Below are 18,403 nucleotides of genomic sequence, written 5' to 3' on the forward strand. Positions count from 1 at the left end.
GGCGCGGCTTTCGTCTTCGGCAACAACACTGGCGCTTCAGCAGTCGGCTCCGGGGCGTTGTCCTCTCTTCTCCAGCCATCGGGTCGGCCGCCGCTTCGCCGGCCAATTTCATTACCCCGCTGCGCTCATTGCTTTCGGCTTCGGCTACATCCAGCGGCCAGCACCTCGGGCAAGCCTCGCAACCGCAATCTGTGGCATGCTCGGCTCACGGCGGCTGTGCTGGGGAGCACGGTTCATCCTTCACCGCCCCCTTGGCACCACCGCCTAACAATTCATTCAAGCCGAAGCTGCTTCGCAGCTCGGCTTAATTCTGGCGTTAGAGCCCGCACTTGAGATCATGGACAAGGAAGCAAGCAGACTACTTCGTTCACTTCTAGATCCGCGAATTGCGGAGTTCGTTGACTGGCGCAAGTTCCTGTCTTCTCCAAAGTTCTTGGCAATTGGACAGGATCAGATTGATCACTTCGTAAAGCATGGGGACTTCCGCTACATCAAGCTCGTGCTGGATCAGTTCATGGGCCACAAGTCGTTCAAGCCAATGCTACTTTGGTTCTGTGATTCTGCCGGCCTTGATTACTCCTTTTCTGGCGCAGAGCTGGTGCTTAAGCGTGCTTCTAGCGCTCGCACCTTGGAGGGAGACCTCAAAGCCTACATGGCCACGTACACGGGCACAGCCAAGGATGTCGGCGGGATTGTTCCAACCAAACCAACACGGCAGCAAGTGCTTGCCAAACTGTTCAATCCAGAGGGGCGGCGCGGCGGGAATCCATGCGTCCAAGGCGGAGCGCCGGGCCTCGGAAAGCGTAGTTAGCAATGCGTTCCGGGGCGGGCTCTAACAATTCATTCAAGCCGACGCCGCTTCGCGGCGCGGCTTAATTCCGGCGTTAGAGGCCTGCAATGCAAAAAAAGCTAGTCTTCGTAGCAGTGCTACTTTCTGGCTTCGCCAAAGCAGGGCTAGCTCAGGAGCTAAGTCCTGAAGTTAAAGAACAGACAAGCAAATACGCCGGTTCAATTATTCTTTGCATGATCGATCATGTTGAGCCTTACTTGTCAACAAAGGAGACAGCGGGAGACCTTGTTGACGCAGCCATGTCGGCCTGCCAGGGGAAATTTGATGATATGCGCGACTTCTTGCTAAGGACGTACGTCGATCCCTCAGCAACAGAAGCAGTCCAGCTCGATCAGAAAGTTATGGTTGATAAGATGGTAGAGGCCGGAAATAAAAGGGATCGGTCGCTAATTTTGTCCTCCATCCTCCAGAAGCGCCGCGAGCACGGCCTCTAACAGTTCATTCAAGCCGAACGGGCTTCGCCCGGCGGCTTAACTCAGGTGTTAGGCGGGTGAACAAAGCATGCTTCGTCCACCCATCTTTACAGATCAGCCTTCCGAGCTCGGAATGATCGTGATGCACCCATCAGCAATATTGATGCTGACCTTTTGGCCAACGGCAAAGCCAGCCTGCCGCAACCAATGGCCACGCAGGCGCAGGTACGGGACGGCCAGTGGTGGCGGCCGGTGATCGCGCTTGAGGGCATACGGACTGTAGCCTACGGTGAGCACACGACGAGCGGGGAGCGTACGAGCTTGAGCAGCCATGATGGCCTCCTAGTAGTTTGTTCAATACGCCCCTTGTCCAGAGGGGCGGCCGGGTACTTGAACACCGCTACTAGACGGCCCGCAGCTTTCCCCTTTCGGGTCTTGTATGGCTGCGCGCTACCCGGCCATAGTCATAAACTACAGGCACAAAAAAACCGCGAGCTTTCGGGTACGGTCAGTCCGCTAGTAGAGGTGTGTTCAGCACCTGCGGTCAACGTAGCGGTTTCAGCGGGCGTCGTCAACCAATGCCGGCACCCACCTAACAATTCATTCAAGCCGAACCCGCTTCGCGGGTCGGCTTAATTCAGGCGTTAGGCGGCTTTCCAACATCCAATGAGGTCGTGTAGGTGTTCAGATTTTTTAAGAAAAAAAGACAGCCAATGGCTTATCTCGACGAAAGAAGCGTTGACGTCGCCTTACGTGCTGCGGCCATGATTGGCATGAACATGTTTATGTGCAAGTCCAAGAATAAAAATTTCAAGGAAAAGCTTCAGTCCCCGTATGTTCGAGGGTACTTTGTTGGATTTCTAGATGCAGCAAGTCAGCTTGCTAACCTCGGCTTGAAATCCGACGAGGAATTCTTTGAGTTTGTAATTGAAGGGCATATCTTCCTCAAAGATTATCTGCATGACACGGATTCGTATGCAGTCAAATCGCTTGAGCTTCGACAAGATCAAGAATTCAGTAGGGGAATGAGTTCTGGCGGAAAAGATTACTTTGAATCACTTCAAGGCAAGCTCAACTACCCGCGCCAATTAGTCAATTATTTCAATGATAATTGAGGGCTTCTGCAAAGCGCTGCCTAACAATTCATTCAAGCCGAACCCGCTTCGCGGGTCGGCTTAACTCAGGCGTTAGGCGCTATCGAGAAAAATGGAACCAATCCGCATGAAGAGCATCCTTTCACTCCTTGCTGCGTTATTTTGCACTAGCGCATTTGCGCGAGATCCAGCCCAAGGGCACGTTCAACTTGAACTCACCGATACAATGTCTGGGGTTCAGAACAGGAGCATCATTGCTGTCTCTTGTGCCAAAGTTGCAGACGCCGCAGTGAGTGCGCATGCAGCCGGGAAGCTGTCAGACATTATCAATCAAGCCGCAAAGGCGAAGCAAACGGGGTCCAGCGACGACCCTTACTTCAACAGTCTTGTTCGCAGCTATAGCTTCGATCCAAAAGATGATTTTCTTTTCTCGGCTCTTTTCTTCTCTCAGCTAAACATCAAGTGGCTAGAGCAAAAGCAGCCTTATCAAGGTGCGCTTGAGTCACTATACAAGGCATATGTAGCCGCTTCTTGTGCGCAAGTCGCCAAGATCAGCGGGAGTAGCAAGCCATGAAACACGCGCCTAACAATTCATTCAAGCCGACGCCGCTTCGCAGCGCGGCTTAATTCAGGCGTTAGGCGAAACAAAAAGCCATTGGTGCGATCATGAAGAAAGCAGTCCTTGTCGTTGGCCCTCACTTTAGCGGGAAGAGCAAGACGATATGCAAGTATTTCAAACCGCTAGTGGGCATCTCGGGCCGGCAAAGGATATTTTCGCTCCACAACAAGAGCGGAACGGCTCTATCGCAGAGCACAGAGGAGAGAAAGCTAGGCTACGCTCTTTCCCAAAGTACAGAAGAACGACGCCTACTTGATCTGCAAGAATTTCTTGGCAGGTATTTGGAGAGCCATTGGCTTGTTCTTGCCGCTCGACCGCGTGAAGAGCAAGGGTCAAACCATGACGCGCTAGCGACTCGTCTTAGAAAGAGTGGGTTCTCCGTCCACACAGTTGTTGTCAAGGCAGATCAGAGCGAGTCCTTCTACAGACAACGTGGCAAAGATATTCTGGCGCACCTATCGTGAGTCACCAGCGGCCGCCTAACAATTCATTCAAGCCGAAGCCGCTTCGCGGCTCGGCTTAATTCAAGCGTTAGGCCGCCGATAAGCTAGGTCGTCGCCTGACTCAACGGCAGCCGGCCTGAAAGGCAATGATGCCGCCACGTGGCAGCATTGCGCAAAGCGCACTGCCCAGTGACGCGCACGACGCCGGAGCCACCCGCATGCACGTCGACATCACCCACCACGTGGACGCCAGCGAGCCGGACGACGAAGACGGCTATTACTACGCCTACACCCTCTACCGCTTCAGCGACGGCCGCGATCGGCTGCTGGCGCGCAGCTACGACGACGAGGCGGACCAGGCGCATTTCCTGAATATCGAAGTCGATGGGCACGCGCGGACGCTGACGGACGCGGATCTGCGGCATCCGCTGCTGCTGGCGGCCGCCGCGTACCTGGGCGAGGCCGGCAAGCGTAGACTGCGCTGGCTGAGCGGCCGCGGCGACGGCTACGAGCCGCTGCCCGGCCAGCCCACCATCGGACCAGCGGAGGCTCCATGAAACGCGTCACGGGGATTGGCGGCATCTTCTTCAAGGCACAGTATCCGGCCGCGCTGCAGGCCTGGTACCAGCGGCATCTCGGCATCGACGTGCAGGCCTGGGGCGGCACCGCCTTCGCCTGGAACGACGACAGCGGCGCGCCGGTGACCGGCTCCACCGTCTGGTCGATCGGCGCGGCGGCGCAGGAGCCGCACTTCGCCCCCGGCACGGCGCCCTTCATGATCAATTACCGGGTGCACGATCTGCACGCGCTGGTCGCGGCGCTGCGCGAGGAAGGCTGCCACGTGCTGGACCGCATCGACGAATCCGAATACGGCGCCTTCGCCTGGGTCATCGACCCGGAAGGCAACAAGGTGGAACTCTGGCAACCTCCCGCCGGGCAGTAGCGCCCGGCGCCGGCCGTCAGCTGTTGCCGCTTGAGCCCGACCAAGGCGCATCAAGCCCCCCCACATGCGCGGGCGCGCACCGACCGGTGGAGATGCATCCCCGACGGGCGGCGCACGATCTTCGCCCGCCCTGCACCGCCCTGCCACTACTGTCCGCGCTCATTGTCCTGATCGGGATCCGCGCCACCGATGAATGCCTCCGTCCCCGGTTCCCCTTCGCCCCTGCGCGCGTTCACGGCGCGGGTCCTGGTCGTCATGGCGCTGGGTGCGCTGGCGCTGCTGGCCTGGCAGTTGTCGGAGCTGCTGCTGATCGTGTTCGGCGCGGTGGTGGTGGGCGTGCTGCTGCACGGGCTGGCCACGCTGTTGCGCAAGTGGTTGCCACTGCCGGAGTGGGCGGCGCTGGCGCTGGTGATCCTGGTGCTGGTGCTGGCGCTGTCGGCGATCGTGCTGCTGTTCGGCGCCGAGGTCGCCGCGCAGATCGACACCTTCCGCGCCACCCTGCCGGCGGCCTGGAACAAGTTCCATGCCTGGCTGCAGTCCGGCCCGCTGGGGCCGCAGATCGAGCGCATCCCCGACCAGTTGCGCGACGGCGCTTCGACCCTGGCCACGCATGCCGGCGCCATCGTGCTGTCGGCCGGTGGCGGTGTCACCGATGCGGTGCTGATGATGGTCGGCGGGCTGTACCTGGCCGCGCAGCCGCGGCTGTATCGGCATGGCCTGCTGCACCTGCTGCCGCGCGACCGCCGCGGGGTCGCCGACGAGGCGCTGACCGCCAGCGGCCAGGCGCTGCGCGCGTGGCTGACCGGGCAATTGCTGGCGATGGCGGTGATCGGCACCCTGACCGGCATCGGCCTGTGGCTGCTGGGCGTGCCGGTGGCGCTGGGCATCGGCCTGCTGACCGCGCTGCTGGACTTCATCCCCATCGTCGGCCCGATCGTGGCGGCGGTGCCGGCGATCCTGCTGGGCTTCACGGTCAGCCCGCAGGTGGCGCTGGGCGCGCTGTTGCTGTTCGTGGTGCTGCAGCAGTTGGAGGGCCATATCCTGCAGCCGCTGATCCAGGCGCGCGCGGTGGACCTGCCGCCGGCGCTGCTGCTGTTCTCGCTGTTCGGCATCGGCGTGCTGTTCGGGCCGATGGGCGTGGTGCTGGCTGCGCCGCTCACCGTGGTGCTCTACGTGCTGGTCAAGCGCTTGTACGTGCAACACGCGCTGGGCGATGCCGAAGGCGCGGATGGAGCGGGAAAGCCCGCCGCCTGAGCTCCAGGACGATCGGCCCCGTTTTCCGCACGCGACGATGCCCACCGACCCGCAGGACCTGCAACGCGATCTGGCCGAGACCTTGCACGGTGCCGCCGCGTACAACGATAAGGGCCATGCCTGGCTCGGACACGATGCCCGGCAGATCGCCGACATGCAGCACCGGTTCCAGACGCATCTGACCGAACTGGCCGCGCGCCTGGGCGAGGCGCGGCTGGGCCCGGCGCTGAGCGCGGCCATCGCCACCGGTGCAGCAGCGCGCGACGATTCGGGCGTCTATGTGGCGCTGTGCGAGCAGGTCTTCGGCAGCACGCGAGCGCGCCGCTGAGGTCGGGCGCTGGCACCGCGCGCCGCAGCGTCATCGGTCATCCGAGAAACGCGGCCTGCGATACGGTCGCTGAACGCTGGCCCCGGAGTGGGGCCGGCTGGCTTTGACTTGTCATTCACGCGGCCCACACTGGCGGGTGCCTTTTCCCTCGCCCGATGACCCCCGTGAAGAAGCCGCCCCAGGATCCCGCGTCCACCCCGCCCGCCGACACCGACACCACCCCCGAAAACCCGCAACGCCGACGCCTGCTCGGCGGCCTGGCGCTGGCCGGCAGCGCAATGGCGCTCGGCGGCCCCGCCGAGGCCCACGCCGAAACCGCCAAGCGCGCGCCAGCGCGTGCGCTGTCGGCGACGGAACTGGATCGGCAGCTGCGGCAGAAGATCGAGCACGTGGTGGTGATCTACGCCGAGAACCGCAGCTTCAACAACCTGTTCCCGGAGTTCCCCGGACTGCAGCAGCCGCTGTCCAAGGTGACGCCGGCGCAGGCGCGGCAGGTGGACCGCGACGGCAGCGTGCTCGATATCCTGCCGCCGATCTGGGGCGGGCTGGCGCCGGACGAACAGGTGGTGGCGCACCGCCGTTACAAGATCGGCGAGGACGCGATCGGGCCGCTGCCCAACGCGCCGTTCGCGCTGCGCACGCCCGACGGTCAGTTGCTGCCGCACGGCATCGTGACCCGCGACCTGGTGCATCGCTTCTACGAGAACCAGATGCAAATCAATGGCGGCCGCAACGACGGCTTCGCCGCGTGGAGCGACGCCGGCGGCCTGGTGATGGGCCACTACGCCGACGCGCCGGCCACGCTGCGGCTGTGGAGCCTGGCCCGCGAGTACACGCTGTGCGACAACTTCTTCATGGGTGCATTCGGCGGCTCGTTCCTCAATCACCAGTACCTGATCGCCGCGCAGGCGCCGTACTACCCCAAGGCCGACAGCAGCCCGGGGCGGACGCAGATCAGCGTGCTGGCCAGCGACCGGCCCGACGAGATCCGCCTGGCGGTGCAGGACGATTCGCCGGGCACCGCACTCAACGGCCGGCCGCGCTTCGTGCGCAACGGCGCGCTGACCCCGGATTTCTGGGCGATCAACACCCTGAGCCCGCCGTTCCAGCCCAGCACCAGCCAGGACCCGACGCGCCCGGACTACGCCGACCCGAACAGCCCCAACACGTTGCCGGCGCAGACCCACCGCCATATCGGCGATGCGCTCGACGCCAAGGGTGTGGACTGGGCCTGGTACGCCGGTGGCTGGGGGCTGGCGGTGCAGGGCAAGGGCGACACCGGCGACACCAGCGAGTTCCCGGGCAGCCCCAACTTCCAGATCCACCACCAGCCGTTCAACTACTTCGCCAACCTCGCACCGGGCACGCCGGCACGGGCGCGGCGCCTGCGCGACGGCGGCCTGGGCGACAGCGCTCCGGAGAACCGCTTCCTCGCCGACGTGCAGGCCGGCACGCTGCCGCCGGTGACGTTCTACAAGCCGCAAGGCAACCTCAACATGCACGCTGGCTACTCCGACGTGGCCGCCGGGGATCGCCACATCGCGATGGTGGTGGAGGCGCTGCGCACCAGCCCGCTGTGGGAGAAGACCGTCGTGTTCATCACCTTCGACGAAAACGGCGGCTGGTGGGATCACGTGGCCCCGCCCAAGGCCGACCGCTGGGGTCCGGGTTCGCGCATCCCGGCGCTGGTGGTGTCGCCGCACGCCAGGCGCGGCCACGTCGACCACAGCGTCTACGACACCGGCTCGATCCTGCGCTTCATCACCCGCCGCTTCGGCCTGGAGCCGTTGCCGGGCCTGGTCGAACGCGAACGCGCGATGCACGCCGCCAGCGGCGTGGTGCCGGGCGACCTCACCGCCGCGCTGGATCTGGGTTAGACCGGCGCGCGCTGCGCAGGGCGCGACGGACTGCCGCTGCCCTGCCCTGCCTCACGCAGTGCCGCGCTCAGGCGGCCTGGAAGGTGCCGGCGCCGCGCTGGCGGCGGAACAGCAGCCAGGTGCAGACCAGGCCGATCAGCGCCGCCAGCGACAACCACAGTGCCGGCGCCGCGCGGCTGTGCGTGGTGTGGATCAGCCAGGTGGACACCGCCGGGGTGAAGCCGCCCATCGTGGCGGTGGCCAGGCTGTAGGCCAGCGAGAAGCCGGTGGTGCGCACCTCGGCGGGCATCACCTCGGTCAGCGCCACCACCATCGCGCCGTTGTAGGCGCCGTACAGCAGCGACAGCCACTCGCCGACCAGCAGCAGCCGCCCGAACGAGGGCGCGTCGACCAGCCACTGCAGCGCCGGCCACACCGTCAGCAGCATCGCCACGCTGGCGAACACCAGCAGGGGCTTGCGGCCGATGCGATCGCTCAGCGCGCCCATCACCGGCAGCCACACGAAGTTGGACAGGCCGATGCAGCCGGTCACCACCAGGCTGTCCAGCTCGCTCAGGTGCAGCTCGGCACGGCCGTAGGTCGGCATGTAGGCGGTGATCAGGTAGAACGACACGGTGGTCATCATCACCATGCCCACGCCGGCCAGGATCAAGCCGACATTGGCGCGCAGCGAGCGCGCGATGCCGGCCAGGTCCGGCGCCTGGCGCGCGGCGAACTCCGGGGTTTCCTGCAGCGAGCGGCGGATCAGGAAGATCAGCGGCACGATCAGGCTGCCGATGGCGAACGGCACACGCCAGCCCCAGCTGTCCATCACGCTGTCGGACAGCAGCGCATGCAGGGCCACGCCGAGCGCAGCGGCGAACACCACCGCCACCTGCTGGCTGGCCGACTGCCAGGCCACGTAGAAGCCGCGCCGGCCCGGCGTGGCGATCTCGGCCAGATACACCGACACGCCGCCCAGCTCCGCGCCGGCGGAAAAGCCCTGCAGCAGGCGGCCAAGCAGTACCAACACCGGCGCCAGCACGCCGATGGTGCCGTAGCCGGGCACGAAGGCGATCAGCAGCACGCCCGCCGACATCAACCCCAGGGTCAGGATCAGGCCCTTGCGGCGGCCGTGCCGGTCGATATAACCGCCCAGCACCAGCGCGCCGATCGGCCGCATCAGGAAACCGGCGCCGAACGTGGCCAGCGACAGCATCAGCGAGGCGAACGCGCTTTTCGCCGGGAAGAACGCATGGCCGATGGCCGTGGCATAGAAGCCATAGACCATGAAGTCGTACATCTCGAGGAAGTTGCCGGTGACCACGCGGAACACGGCGGCGGCGCCGTGCGGCGCGGCATCGGCGGCGGCTGGGGATGGTGCGGGAGCGGTCATCGGTCGAAGTCTGCTGGAGAAGAAACGGCGCCGCGTTGCGATGCGGTACGACAGCGTGGGCGGCGCGCGTGGCAACGGTACAACACGACGCGTGCGCATGCCGCCATGGAGCCGCGCGCCGCTACGTGCGGGTTAATGCAAGGCGGTCCGAGGGCGCGGTTCCTGGACACTCGCTGTTGCAACGCCGGGATGCACTGCGACGTGCCGGCGATGCGCCCAGGTGCCGATACCGGCGTTGATCCACCCCGCACATCCGCGCACGATGCTTGGCGCGGCCACCTCCGCCGAATCTGGCGCGCACGCTTATGTCGACCACACCAGCACTTCCGAATCGGTAGGCTGCACGCTGGTCATGCCCCAGGAAGCAACACCGATGCGTCCCGTTCGACCGCTGCATCTCGGCGTCATCGCCGACACCCATGGCCTGCTGCGGCCCGAGGCACTGGAGGCGCTGCGCGGCTGTGCCGCCATCGTGCATGCCGGCGACATCGGCAAAGCGGAGGTGCTGGAGGCGCTGCGGGCGCTGGCGCCGCTGCACGCGATCCGCGGCAACATCGATACAGCGCCGTGGGCACAGGCACTGCCCGAGACCCTGGACCTGGACATCGACGGCGTGCGCCTGCACGTGCGCCACGACCTGAAGACACTGGACCACGTCGCCGACGGCGTGGACGTGGTGATCAGCGGCCACTCGCACACGCCGTCGCTGCAAACCCGCGATGGCGTGCTCTACCTCAATCCCGGCAGCGCCGGGCCGCGTCGCTTCCGCCTGCCGATCGGCATCGGGCATCTGTACCTGACACCAGACGGCCCACGCGGCGAGTTGCAGACCCTGGGCTAGCGCACGCACCCGCATTCCCCACGCTCGCGGCGGGCAGGCGACGAACGCGCGCGATCTTCGCTACAGTGGGCGCGGGGAGGCGCGCGGCCAGCGGATAGGCGTGGCGGCGCCAGGATGCGACAGCGCGAAGGGGAGCAAGCATGCGCAAGGGATGGAACGTGTTCGGCAAGGTCGGCCTCGGGCGCATGACCAAGGACGAGTACCAGGCCAATCTCAACGGCCTGAACATGTTCTTCGGCGCCGTCCTGGGCCTGGTGCTCACCGGCACCGAACACCTCAACGCCTGGCAGTTCGGTGTGGTCCTGGGCGTGCTCGCCAGCCTGGTCATCTCGATCCTGTTCATTTCCAGCAGCCGCCACCGGGTGGCGTACGCGATCTACACCCTGCTGATGGTGCTGGCGCTACCGAAGGTGACCGACGTGATGCTCAAGGGCCAGGCACTGCTGCCGGACAAGGTGCAGCCGACGCTGATCGTGTGGACCATGATGACCATCATGGTCGAGTTCTGGGGCCGCGAACGTGACCAAGACGAGGCGACCGCCGCCTCCGATCCATCCCGTTGAGCGGCGTCGAGCAACACTTCCAGCGCATCGCCCGATCTTCCCGATCCGGATGCGTCTATTACACACCCACCATGTCGAACCGGCTGCTGGCCGATCGAATCGGATGCCATGTGCCATGAAAGCATGTAGACCCTGGACCGTTGCGCTTGCGTTGTGCCTGCTGACGAGCTCCTGCACCACCATCACCGCACCGCTCTACACGTATCGGCCACGCCCCGTCCTGGACCACGCGATCGATGCCAGATTCGACTTCCAAGGCAGATGGGAAGGCGTGCTCGACGGATTCGACGCGCCGCATTACGTGGATAGCGCAGGCTTCCCCATGCGTTTTCGCTTCGTGGTTTCGCGCTGGCACGTGCGCGTGTACAACCTGGTCAGGGGAACGTGGCAGGAAATGAAGCCGGGGCAGTTCCGCATGCGCAATTCCGGCCCACACGCGCTCATCTACAGCACCACCTCGGGACGCGATGAGGACGGCGTCTGGGTCGAGTCGTCGTCGTTCACGCTTGCGCGGACCTCCAAGGACGAGATGATCGTCTACTGGCAGCGCACGGTGAACAATCTCGACGTTCCCCCGACCGATCAGTGGTATCAATTCGCCTGGGGCTACAGCGGCACCATGCAGCGTGTGGTCGCCGGCGACTGACATCCGCAAGCACGACAACGCTGCCGGCATGGCCGCGGCGATCGTCGGAACATGGAAGCGGACGCGTTGCTGCAGTCCGCTCCCGCGCCGCCTCTCACCAGTCCGTCGGCGCGTAGTCCTTGAGGAACTGGCCCCACACGTGCTCGCCGGTGTTGAAGCCGTGGATGATCGGATCGACGATGCGCGCGGCGCCGTCGACGATGTCCAGCGGCGGATGGAAGCGCTCTTCCTGCACCTTGCGCGCGGCGATCTCGGCCGGATCCTCGTCGGTGACCCAGCCGGTGTCCACGCTGTTCATGTGGATGCCGTCGTTCTGATAATCGGCCGCCGAGGTGCGGGTCATCATGTTCAACGCGGCCTTGGCCATGTTGGTGTGCGGATGCCGGGTGGTCTTGAAGTTGCGGTAGAACTGCCCCTCCATCGCCGACACGTTGACGATGTGCTTGTCGCGCTCGGGCGTGCGCAGCATCAGCGGCTTGAGCCGCGCGTTGAGGACGAACGGCGCGACCGCGTTGACCAGTTGCGTCTCCAGCAGTTCCACCGAGGACACTTCGTCCAGCAGCAGGCGCCAGGAGTTGCGCCCGCGCAGGTCCACCTGCTGCAGGTCCTGGTCCAGGCGCCCTTCCGGTAACAGGTGCTGCTGGGCGAGCAGGTCGTCGGCCAGCAGCGGCACCTGCGACAGTTCGGCGGCGCGCAGCAGGCCGTCGGCACCGGCGCGTCCATTGCCGGCTACGGCCGGCAACGTGCCACCAGCCGGCAGCAGGTCGGGGCCGCGCAGGCCTTCGTACTGGCCCACCAGCCGGCGCACGTGCTCGGGCAGGTCGTGCAGCGCGGCGGTTTCGCCGGCCAGCATGTGCGCGTAGAACTGCGGCGGCCGGCGCACGGTCTGGCAGGCGTTGTTGACGATGAAATCCAGGCGCGTGCGGGTCGCCAGCAGTTCGCTGCAGAACGCCTCTACGCTGGGCGTGTGGCGCAGGTCCAGCCCGTACACCTGCAGGCGGTGACCCCACTCGGCGAAATCCGGCTCCTGCGCGTAGCGCGCGGCCGAGTCACGCGGGAAGCGCGTGGTCACGATCAACTCGGCGCCGGCGCGCAGCAGCTTGAGCCCGGCCTGGTAGCCGATCTTGACCCGGCCGCCGGTGAGCAGCGCCACGCGCCCGCGTAGGTCTGCGGTCTCGGTGCGCTTGAAGTAGTTCAACTCGGCGCAGGGCGGGCACATCTGGTCGTAGAAGTGATGCAGCTCGGTGTACTTCTGCTTGCACACGTAGCAGTGGCGCAATTCGGGCGAGTGCGCAGCCGGCTCGGCCGCCGCGGCCTGCGCGTGGATCAGCGCTTCGGGCGTGTGCGGCGGGAAATAGTTGGGCGTACTGAACACCGGCTTGCGCCGCAGCGCGCGGATGCCGGTCTGCGCCAGCAGTTCCTCGGCCTTGCGCACCTTCTCCTGGTGGCGCTCGCGCGCCTGCTCCTTGAGCAGCTTGCGCCGCGCCTTGGGCTCGGGATTGAAGACCTGGGCGACCACCTGCAGCAGGCGCACGCGCTCGGCCTCCGGCAGGGTATCGAGCACGCGCCGATCGGCGGCGATGGCCTCGAGCAGGTCCAGGGCAATGCGCAGGCGCTCGGCCAGGGGCAGGTCGTCGGGAGAAACAGAGGCAGTGGCGTTCAAGACAGATCCGGGATGGGCGACGGCGGGCCGCGGCAGAGCGCCGGCACGACGCCGACAGGGCAGCACGCGACCCGGATGCGCCACCGCCCGCCGAAGCGGGAACGGCAGCGGCACGGGCCGCGGCGGGCCGGAGGAACCGGCCACCCCGGCATTTTCGCCGATCCGCGGCCTGCGATCCACGCGCGGTGCGATCGCCGTGCCCGACACCCCGCCCCGGAGGCGGGCCGGGCCGCTCAGCGTGCCGGTGCGGTCGCGAACTCGCCGCGCTGCAGCTTGGCCACGTCGTTGCCCTGCGCATCCCTGGCCTGCATGTCGGCGCCCTTGGCGGCGAGCTCCTTCAGCACCTCGGTGCGCTGGAACAGCGCCGCGTACATCGCTGCGGTCTGTCCGGCGTTGTTGCGCTGGTCCGGCGCGCAATCGGCCTGCATCAGCCGCTTGGCGATGCTCAGCTCGCCCTTGAAGATCGCGCCCATCAGCGCGGTGTTGCCGCGCTTGTCCTGCGCGCAGGGGTCGGCACCGGCGCGCAGCAACTGTTCCACCGCCGTCTGCTGGCCGTGATAGGCGGCCAGGATCAGCGCGGTGTAGCCCTTGTCGTCGCGGGTATCGAGGTCGTAATGGGCACGGATGAACTCGGCCAGCATGTCCTGCCGGCCCTGCCGCGCGGCATCGAAGAAATAGGTGCGCAACTGCGCCTGCACCGCCGCCGGATCGGGCGCCGCAGGCGCGGCCTGTGCAGCGGCCGCCGTGGCACTGACCGCAAGGCCAAGAAGGAAGAGGACAACACGACGCATGGGGAGTCTCCGCAAGAAAGTGCGCGGCGCGGCGATAGCGCCGCCGGGCCGCGCGTGGGACGCATCAATCCTGCAACTGCGCGGCCAGTTGCTTGACCCGCGCCAGGTCGCCCTTGGCCACCCGCGCCACGCCGCTGCCGTAGGCCGGGTCGGCCTTGTACAGGAACGAGAGCATGATGTGCTTGCTCGCGTCATCGGTACCGGCCAGCGATTCGCCGAAGCTCTGGATCAGGTCCTGCTGCTCCTTCTTGCTGTAGCTGCGGAACAGCTCGCCGGCCTGCTTGAAGTTCTGCTCGCGCGCGATCCTGGCCTGCTGGGTGGTGCCGGACAGCGGCAACTGGCTGTAGCGCGCGTTCGGATCCTGCGGACGCGGGCTGAGCCGGCTCGGCTCGTAGTTCACGCCGCTGCTGGTGCTGCCGGCGTTCATCGCGCCGTCCTGGTTGCCGTTGTTCACCGCCACGCGCGGCCGGTTCACCGGCAGGCTCAGGCCATTGGTGCCGACGCGGTACAGCTGGGTGTCGGCGTAGGAGAAGATGCGCCCCTGCAACAGGCGGTCCTCCGACGGCTCGATGCCCGGCACCAGGTTGGCCGGCGCCATCGCCACCTGCTCGGTCTCCTGGAAGAAGTTGTCCACGTTCCTGTTCAGCACCATCTGCCCGATCTTGCGCTCGGGCACGCCCGGCCAGATCTTGGTGGCATCCAGCGGATCGAAATCGAACTTGGCCAGGTCCTCGGGCGCGAGCACCTGGATGTACAGGTCCCACTTCGGATAGTCGCCGCGCTTGATCGCGCCGACCAGGTCGTTGGTCAGGTGGCTGTAGTCCTTGCCCTGCACCGCCACCACCTGCTGCGGATCCAGGTTCTTGAGGCCCTGCAGGCTCTTCCAGTGGAACTTGACGTAGTGCACCTGGCCCTGCGCGTTGACCAGCTTGTAGGCATGCACGCCGTTGCCGTCCATGAAGCGATAGCCGGCCGGCGTGCCTTCGTTGGAGTACAGCAGGGTCAGGGTGCGGGTCGCCTCGGGCACGTGCGAGAAGAAATCGAAGCGGCGCGCATCGTCGTCGAGATTGGTGCGCGGGTCCGGCTTGAACGCATGCACCATGTCCGGGAACTTGATCGCATCGCGGATGAAGAAGGTGGGGAAGTTGTTGCCCACCAGGTCCCAGTTGCCTTCGCTGGTGTAGAACTTGGTGGCGAAGCCGTGCGGGTCGCGCAGCGTCTCCGGCGAGTGGTTGCCGTGCACCACCGAGGAGAAACGCACGAACACCGGCGTGGTCGTACCCGGCGCGAACACCTTGGCCTTGCTCAGCTCGGAGATGTCGGCGGTGGCGGTGAACTCGCCATGCACGCCGGTGCCGCGCGCGTGCACCACGCGCTCGGGGATGCGCTCGCGGTCGAAACGCTGCAGCTTCTGGATCAGTTGCACGTCCTGCAGCAGCGTCGGGCCATTGGGCCCGGCGGTCTGCGAGTTCTGGTTGTCGCCCACCGGCGCACCGTTGTCGCGGGTGAGCGTGGACTGTGCGGCACTGGCCGACAGGATCAGGGAAGGCGACAACAGGACAAGCAACAACAAGGATCCAGGGCGCATGGCGTCGGCTCGCGTGAAGGGAGCTGCAGCATGGCGGGAGTGCGACGCGCAGAACATTCGTTCCTTGCGATCGATGCCATCGACGCGGCCAATCGCTCCCGCGCACCGTGATCGCGACCATTGGTAGAGCGCGCAATCCGTTGCAGCTGCAGCGCCGTCGCAGCGTCACCCGACGACGATGCAGCTGCAGATCGACCGCAAAATGTAGACGCGCGCGCGTGCCAGCGGCAGCGGCGATGCCTGGCGATGCAGCCGCGAGCGCACCGCGGCGCGATGTACCCCGCGTATCGCCGCGATGGCGGACGCTAGCGCTTGGCGCTCAGCGCGCGGCTGCGATCGGCGAACAGTGCCTGATCGGCTTGGCTGTAGGCGGCGCGTTGCACGGCCGCATCGATGCCGCGCTGGAAATCGGCGCGAAAGCCAGGCTCGTTGATGCGCTGGGCGATCAGGAACACCGCGTGCGCCGTCTCGGCGCCGACCGCCTGCGTATCGGGAAAGCCCTGGCGCCGGATCAGATCGGTCAGGCGCTCCTGGCTTTGCTTCTGCGCCATGCGCACCTCGCGTGCATACGCGCGCAGCGATACGGTGTCGTGCTGCAGCCGCTGCGGCGAGTAGTCCCGCTTGAGATCGGCGCGTGCCTGCGCGTCGTCGCTGATCAACTGCAGCAGTTGCGTGCGATAGGCCGGATTGGCCGGCGCTGCCGCGGCAGCGTCATCTGTCGGTGCACCGATCGGACCCGCCGCGGCGATGCTGGTCAGCACGCACAACGCCGCTCCGAACGCCCAGCGTGTGGCGATTCGCATGATGATGTTTCCCCCTGTCGCCCGCGATACTAGACCAGTGCGCGCGACCTGTCCGCGTGCTTATGGGTTCCCACGCATGCGATGCCGGCTTGGCGCACGGCGTCACATCGGCAGCCCAACGGACGTCACATCCGCTGACCGATCACCCGCTTGAACGGCGGCAACGCATCGATGATGCGCTTGCCGTAGCGCTTGGTCAGCAGCCGCGAATCGAGAATGATCACGCGGCCGTGGTCGTCGGCGGTGCGGATCAGGCGGCCGGCGAACTGGGTCAGGGTGCGCAGCGCGTGCGGTACCGCAATCAGGTTGAAGGCGTTGAGGCCGCGGCTCTCGAACCACTCGCCGAGCGTGGCGGTCTGCGGATCGGTCGGCACCGCGAACGGCACCTGGGTGATGACCACCGTGGTGCAGGCCTCGCCCGGCAGGTCCAGGCCTTCGCCGAAGGAATTGAGGCCGAACAGCACCGAGCCCTCGCCGGCGGCGATGCGGCGCATGTGCTCGCCGATCATCTGCGACTTGGAACCGTCGCCCTGCACCAGCACGCGGTTGCGCTGCGCGATCGGCAGCAGGTCGGCCACCTTGAGCATCTTCCAGCGCGAGGTGAACAGCACGATCGAGCCCTTGCCCCAGTCCAGCTCGCGCACCAGGTAGCGCGCCACTTCGCGCGGATGGCCCTCGCGGTCGTCCGGTGCCACCGGGAACGCCGGCACGATCAGTTCGGCCTGGTTGGGCAGGTCGAACGGCGAGGACAGCGACACCATCTCCGCGTGCGCGGGCAGGCCGTTGTCGATCGCCAGCGCCTGGAAATCGCCGCCGCCGGTGAGCGTGGCCGAGGTCAGCACCGCCGCGTCCACCTCGCTCCACAGCAGCGAGCGCAGCACCTGCGCGGCCGACACCGGCGAGCAATGGCAGATCAGGTCGGCATCGCGCGAGGCGGTGATCCAGCGCGCCATCGGCGGCTGCCCGTCCTGGTCCTCGCGGCGCCAGCCCAGCCACAGCGCGTACTGCTGCTCGACCATCTCCAGGGCCATGCCCAGGTTGCGCTGCAGGCGCTCCTTGGCCGCGTCCTCCTGCTTGGACTTGGCCGCCATCTGGTGCGCGGCCTGCACCCAGTTCAGCAGCGCCCCGGTGTCCTGCGCCTGCGCATCGATCAGCGGCTTCCAGTCCTCGGGCAGGCGGCCATTGGGCGCGCGCCACATCGGCTCGTCCTGGCCCGGCTCCGGCACCCACACCCGTTCGATCTCGGCGCGGAACGCCTTCAGGCCCTTGGCCACCCGCGCGGCGAGTTCGACCGCCTCGTTGGGCAACTGATTGCCGATGCGGTCCTTGTCGGCGAGCCGGTAGGCGGCGCCGACCAGCGCCTGCAGGCGGCCGGTGCGCCGCGCCATCTCGTCCAGCGGCAGGTTCGCCGCGCCCTGGTCGATGGCCACGCCGGCGATATGGTGGCCTTCGTCGAGCACCAGCAGCATGTCCGACGGCGGCGCGATCAGCGGCTGGCCGTTGTCGCTGTCGCCCAGCGACAGCGCCGACAGCAGCAGGGCATGGTTGGTCACCACGATCTGCGCATCGCGCACCTCGCTGCGCGCCTTCAGCACCGGACACTGCACCGCGAACGAACAGCGCCGCCCGGCGCAGCCGGCCGCATTGGTGGTGATGCGCGCGCGCAGCGACGGCGGCACCGGCTCCGGCGCGGCATCCAGATCGCCGTTCCAGGTCCGGTCGGCGTAGGCCTTGGCCAGCGCCCGCGCCTGCTCGGCCTCGGCCGGGCTCAGCGGACGGTCGTACAGCGGCGCCTCGTCCTCGAACATGCTGTCCTGCGCGGCCTCGCCATGCAGCTCGGCGACGTTGCGCGTGCACAGGTAACGGGTGCGGCCCTTGGCCAGCGCCACCGTGGCCTCCAGCCCGGTGGCCTTGAGGAAGGCCGGGATGTCGCGTTCGACCAGCTGCGACTGCAACGCCACCGTGCCGGTGCTGATCACCAGCTTCTTCTTGCTGGCCAGGGCGATCGGCACGCCGGCGGTCAGATAGCCCAGGCTCTTGCCGACGCCGGTGGGCGCCTCGGCCACGCCCACCCCGCCGGAGGTGCCCAGCGCGCGCGAGACCACGCCGATCATCTGGCTCTGCGCACGACGCACGCGAAAGCCCGGCGTGTTGGCCTGCAGCTTGGCGTAGGCATCGCGGATCGCCAGCTTGACCGGTTCGGTGAGCTGGCGCGGGGACGGGCCGGACGCGGGCGGCGTCGACGGCGAAGCGGAATCGGTCATCCCGGCATTTTCTCACGTCCCGTCGCAGGGACTGAAACGCGGGAACTG

General features: G+C 66.2%; 19 protein-coding genes. 12 read left to right on the plus strand and 7 right to left on the minus strand.

Features of this window, described 5'->3' with window-relative positions; all coding sequences use genetic code 11:
* Positions 1-337: 337 nt before the first annotated feature.
* On the plus strand, positions 338-811 hold the full coding sequence (locus tag AC1G9L_RS19930; RefSeq protein WP_481069801.1) for a hypothetical protein: 474 nt from the start codon (positions 338-340) through the stop codon (positions 809-811).
* 86 nt (positions 812-897) lie between these two features.
* Positions 898-1,284 (plus strand): hypothetical protein, encoded by a 387-nt coding sequence (locus AC1G9L_RS19935; protein WP_481069802.1) that lies wholly within the window; start codon positions 898-900, stop codon positions 1,282-1,284.
* 93 nt (positions 1,285-1,377) lie between these two features.
* Here the strand turns inward: AC1G9L_RS19935 and AC1G9L_RS19940 are convergent, their stop codons facing one another.
* A complete protein-coding gene (locus AC1G9L_RS19940) occupies positions 1,378-1,596 on the minus strand; it encodes a SymE family type I addiction module toxin (protein ID WP_481069803.1) in 219 nt (72 codons plus the stop codon).
* 380 nt (positions 1,597-1,976) lie between these two features.
* On the opposite strand from AC1G9L_RS19940, the gene AC1G9L_RS19945 reads away from it, so the two are divergent.
* The 7 genes from AC1G9L_RS19945 to acpA all read left to right on the plus strand — a co-directional run bounded on the left by AC1G9L_RS19945 (position 1,977) and on the right by acpA (position 7,821).
* Positions 1,977-2,378 carry a hypothetical protein gene (locus AC1G9L_RS19945; protein ID WP_481069804.1) on the plus strand — a complete coding sequence of 134 codons (402 nt, stop codon included), beginning with the start codon at positions 1,977-1,979 and terminating at the stop codon, positions 2,376-2,378.
* Between the two features lie 106 nt (positions 2,379-2,484).
* A complete protein-coding gene (locus AC1G9L_RS19950; protein WP_481069805.1) occupies positions 2,485-2,931 on the plus strand; it encodes a hypothetical protein in 447 nt (148 codons plus the stop codon).
* A gap of 706 nt (positions 2,932-3,637) precedes the next feature.
* Entirely contained in the window at positions 3,638-3,976 is a 339-nt protein-coding gene (locus AC1G9L_RS19955) for a hypothetical protein (protein WP_019801337.1), read from the plus strand.
* Complete coding sequence (locus tag AC1G9L_RS19960; protein ID WP_019801338.1) at positions 3,973-4,362, plus strand: VOC family protein; 390 nt, start codon at positions 3,973-3,975, stop codon at positions 4,360-4,362. The genes AC1G9L_RS19955 and AC1G9L_RS19960 overlap by 4 nt, the downstream gene beginning before the upstream one ends.
* A 255-nt stretch (positions 4,363-4,617) precedes the next feature.
* Complete coding sequence (locus tag AC1G9L_RS19965; protein WP_010340324.1) at positions 4,618-5,616, plus strand: AI-2E family transporter; 999 nt, start codon at positions 4,618-4,620, stop codon at positions 5,614-5,616.
* A 37-nt stretch (positions 5,617-5,653) separates the two neighbouring features.
* Positions 5,654-5,944 (plus strand): hypothetical protein, encoded by a 291-nt coding sequence (locus AC1G9L_RS19970; RefSeq protein WP_019801340.1) that lies wholly within the window; start codon positions 5,654-5,656, stop codon positions 5,942-5,944.
* Between the two features lie 155 nt (positions 5,945-6,099).
* Positions 6,100-7,821, plus strand: coding sequence for an acid phosphatase (gene acpA / locus AC1G9L_RS19975; protein ID WP_019801956.1), 1,722 nt, complete (start codon positions 6,100-6,102; stop codon positions 7,819-7,821).
* 67 nt (positions 7,822-7,888) lie between these two features.
* Here the strand turns inward: acpA and tcuC are convergent, their stop codons facing one another.
* Positions 7,889-9,196, minus strand: a complete 1,308-nt coding sequence (tcuC, locus tag AC1G9L_RS19980) for a tricarballylate/proton symporter TcuC (RefSeq protein WP_019800557.1) — start codon at positions 9,194-9,196, stop codon at positions 7,889-7,891.
* 373 nt (positions 9,197-9,569) lie between these two features.
* Between tcuC and AC1G9L_RS19985 the strand changes: the two genes are divergently transcribed.
* From AC1G9L_RS19985 to AC1G9L_RS19995, 3 genes are all read left to right on the plus strand, one after another.
* On the plus strand, positions 9,570-10,037 hold the full coding sequence (locus AC1G9L_RS19985) for a YfcE family phosphodiesterase (RefSeq protein ID WP_019800556.1): 468 nt from the start codon (positions 9,570-9,572) through the stop codon (positions 10,035-10,037).
* 140 nt (positions 10,038-10,177) lie between these two features.
* On the plus strand, positions 10,178-10,600 hold the full coding sequence (locus tag AC1G9L_RS19990) for a hypothetical protein (protein ID WP_019800555.1): 423 nt from the start codon (positions 10,178-10,180) through the stop codon (positions 10,598-10,600).
* Positions 10,601-10,715: 115 nt separating this feature from the next.
* The gene (locus AC1G9L_RS19995) at positions 10,716-11,246 is read left to right on the plus strand and encodes a hypothetical protein (protein ID WP_481069806.1); all 531 of its coding nucleotides are present in this window, start codon (positions 10,716-10,718) and stop codon (positions 11,244-11,246) included.
* Positions 11,247-11,340: 94 nt separating this feature from the next.
* Here the strand turns inward: AC1G9L_RS19995 and AC1G9L_RS20000 are convergent, their stop codons facing one another.
* From AC1G9L_RS20000 to dinG, 5 genes are all read right to left on the minus strand, one after another.
* Positions 11,341-12,909 (minus strand): SDR family NAD(P)-dependent oxidoreductase, encoded by a 1,569-nt coding sequence (locus AC1G9L_RS20000; RefSeq protein ID WP_019800553.1) that lies wholly within the window; start codon positions 12,907-12,909, stop codon positions 11,341-11,343.
* Positions 12,910-13,142: 233 nt separating this feature from the next.
* Positions 13,143-13,700 (minus strand): ankyrin repeat domain-containing protein, encoded by a 558-nt coding sequence (locus tag AC1G9L_RS20005; RefSeq protein ID WP_481069807.1) that lies wholly within the window; start codon positions 13,698-13,700, stop codon positions 13,143-13,145.
* 64 nt (positions 13,701-13,764) lie between these two features.
* Positions 13,765-15,288 (minus strand): catalase KatB, encoded by a 1,524-nt coding sequence (gene katB, locus AC1G9L_RS20010; protein ID WP_481069808.1) that lies wholly within the window; start codon positions 15,286-15,288, stop codon positions 13,765-13,767.
* A gap of 305 nt (positions 15,289-15,593) precedes the next feature.
* Positions 15,594-16,091: a hypothetical protein gene (locus AC1G9L_RS20015; RefSeq protein ID WP_234006623.1), complete on the minus strand. Its 498-nt coding sequence runs from the start codon at positions 16,089-16,091 to the stop codon at positions 15,594-15,596.
* 125 nt (positions 16,092-16,216) lie between these two features.
* Positions 16,217-18,355 carry an ATP-dependent DNA helicase DinG gene (gene dinG, locus AC1G9L_RS20020; protein ID WP_019799421.1) on the minus strand — a complete coding sequence of 713 codons (2,139 nt, stop codon included), beginning with the start codon at positions 18,353-18,355 and terminating at the stop codon, positions 16,217-16,219.
* Between the last annotated feature and the right edge of the window lie 48 nt (positions 18,356-18,403).

Source organism: Xanthomonas sp. NCPPB 1132, assembly GCF_056629235.1.